This window comes from Psychrosphaera sp., assembly GCF_982872775.1.
In genome coordinates this window covers 1-2,305 of the sequence record NZ_CEYNSH010000019.1, presented here as the reverse complement: position 1 = coordinate 2,305, position 2,305 = coordinate 1, and the positions used below count along the sequence as shown (strand labels likewise).

General features: G+C 42.7%; 3 protein-coding genes. 2 read left to right on the top strand and 1 reads right to left on the bottom strand.

Translation table 11 applies throughout. The features are described from left to right. A partial coding sequence (locus AC4E96_RS07305) for an FAD-dependent oxidoreductase (protein ID WP_490255363.1) occupies positions 1 to 498 on the top strand: 498 nt, incomplete at its 5' end. On the opposite strand, the gene AC4E96_RS07300 is transcribed toward AC4E96_RS07305, so the two are convergent. Continuing rightward, positions 495 to 1,379 (bottom strand): flagellar protein MotY, encoded by an 885-nt coding sequence (locus tag AC4E96_RS07300; RefSeq protein ID WP_488034170.1) that lies wholly within the window; start codon positions 1,377 to 1,379, stop codon positions 495 to 497. The two genes, AC4E96_RS07305 and AC4E96_RS07300, sit on opposite strands and share 4 nt — an antisense overlap. Positions 1,380 to 1,706: 327 nt before the next feature. Here AC4E96_RS07300 and rnt point away from each other — a divergent pair. After that, positions 1,707 to 2,305: ribonuclease T (gene rnt, locus AC4E96_RS07295; RefSeq protein WP_490255394.1), on the top strand; the 599-nt coding region annotated here is incomplete at its 3' end.

Sequence of the window (2,305 nt, the reverse complement as noted above, 5' to 3'; positions counted from 1 at the left end):
CCAGGCAACGGTCAGTTTCAGTCCTTTGGCGCCACATTCGAAAAAGCTCAAACACACTCTGAAGTAAAAGAAAGTGCGAATATCGCGAATATCGTACAAATTCAAAAAGTCTATCCCGAAGAGGCTTGGGCCAAAGCGTTACAGATTACAGATATCGCTAGTGCTAATGCTGCTTTTAGAGCTACAACTTCCGACCATTTACCTTTAGTTGGCGAATTAGTGGATTGGGATTGGATTGCGAATTATGTGGATAAAAATACTGGAGATTATCGTCGTAAAGATAAAATCAAAGATATCGTGGTAAACAAGTATGCAGGTTTGTATGTGCTTACTGGTCTAGGTGCTCGCGGGCTAACCTCTGCACCTATACTAGCCGAACTACTTGCCAAGCAATTGACACAGGGCCTTCAACAAAGTGATCATTTCATCGCCGAAACGGTAGCTCCGATTCGTTTTAAACTACGTGAGTATAAACGAAACAAGCGCATACCCAGTTAAGGTTTGACCATTTCGATAACGACTCGGCGGTTTTCTGCTCTACCCAAAATGGTGTCGTTTGACGCAACATGACGCTTTTCACCAAAACCTTCAACACTGATCCTATCTCCCGGAATACCAAATTCGACAAACAAAGCTTTAATTTCAGCTGCGCGTCGTTGGGAAACTTTGAGGTTAGTGTACCTACCACCCCATGAAGATGAATAGGCCTTAACACTGATCTTATCGATTTGATTATCGTGCTTTAAGTATTCTTTTATTTGATTTAGCTTGGACTTTGATGCTCGGTCTAACTCAGTGCTATTCTTTTCAAAATTGAGAACGGTATATTCCAAATCTTCAAAACCATAAGGCAGTAATCCATCAACACAATTTAAAAAATCGTAATACGCGGGGCGGAAATTTGTGGCAGCCAAAGCAACCGAAACGCGATCGTTTTTATTGTGCCAATCGGCATAATATAAGGTTGGGAAATGGCCTTTTTCCAATTCGGTTAACATGATCCATGCAGACTTGTCGTCGACGTCGCCATTAAACTGCTTGCGCCATTGCATTTGAGTAATTGCCGAGGGGCGCACTCCAGGTCGCCATTGTGGTGGAACTGATTCAACCAACGCCAATGAATAGTCTGCTGGCAGACGCATAAGGTCTAACTCAAACGCCATGTTACTCTTTTTACTTGCCGCACTGCTAAATATTGCCGTTCCATAGTTTGGAATTTCATGTTCTAGGCTACAAGCCAGGCGAGAGTCCTGTGACAATTGCCAGACAGAGTTATCTAACGTCGCAACATATGCACGGCGATTTGCATCAGATGCCGGACTAAACACTCCAACTAGAACAATGATAAATATACAAAAAACAGTTTGTATTTGCTTCATTTAAGACAACCTACATAAACCTAAAATTGACACGGAGAGATAACTTTCAAACCACATGTACAGACCTGTGCTACGAAACAGAGTCTATACATACTTAAATTCCCTTATAACCATGCAATACATATACCAGAGCAACTTCACTGAGCTCCACTCAGGAAAAACATGAAATAAAACGACCAACGTGTGATAATACCGCCCGAATTAAATAAGGGTAGTAAAACTGTGACACAATCGGAAAATACAACAAATCAAACCTCTGAGACTTCAAACAAAGCAAAAGATCCTAATCTTTTAAGCAGTCGCTTTAGAGGCTTTTATCCCGTTGTAATTGACGTCGAGACCGCTGGTTTTAATGCCAAAACGGACGCTTTGCTTGAGATTGCCGCTACAACATTAAAAATGACTGAAGATGGCGTTTTAGAGCGTGACGAAACATTCCACTTTCATGTTGAGCCATTTGAAGGGGCAAACATCGAACAAGCCGCGATCGACTTCAACGGCATTGACCCATTTAACCCATTACGTGGTGCTGTACCTGAAGAAGAAATGGTAAAAGCGATTTGTAAAGCCGTTCGAAAAGGTCAGAAAGCTGCAGGTTGTTCACGTTCAGTAATCGTTGCCCATAATGCTGCGTTTGATCACGGCTTCTTTATGGCCGCTATCGAGCGAGCTAAGTACAAACGAGTTCCGTTCCACCCTTTTGTGACTTTCGATACGGCTTCGTTTGCTGCGCTTAGCCTTGGTCACACAGTTTTAGCCGAAGCATGTAAACGCGCAGGTCTCGGTTTTGACAACAAAGAAGCCCACTCAGCAAAATACGACACTGAAAAAACCGCTGACTTATTCTGCTATATGGTTAATCGTTACAAAGCGCTGGGTGGTTGGCCGTTACCAGATCTAGTTGAAGTCGAAGCAAAAGCTGACGA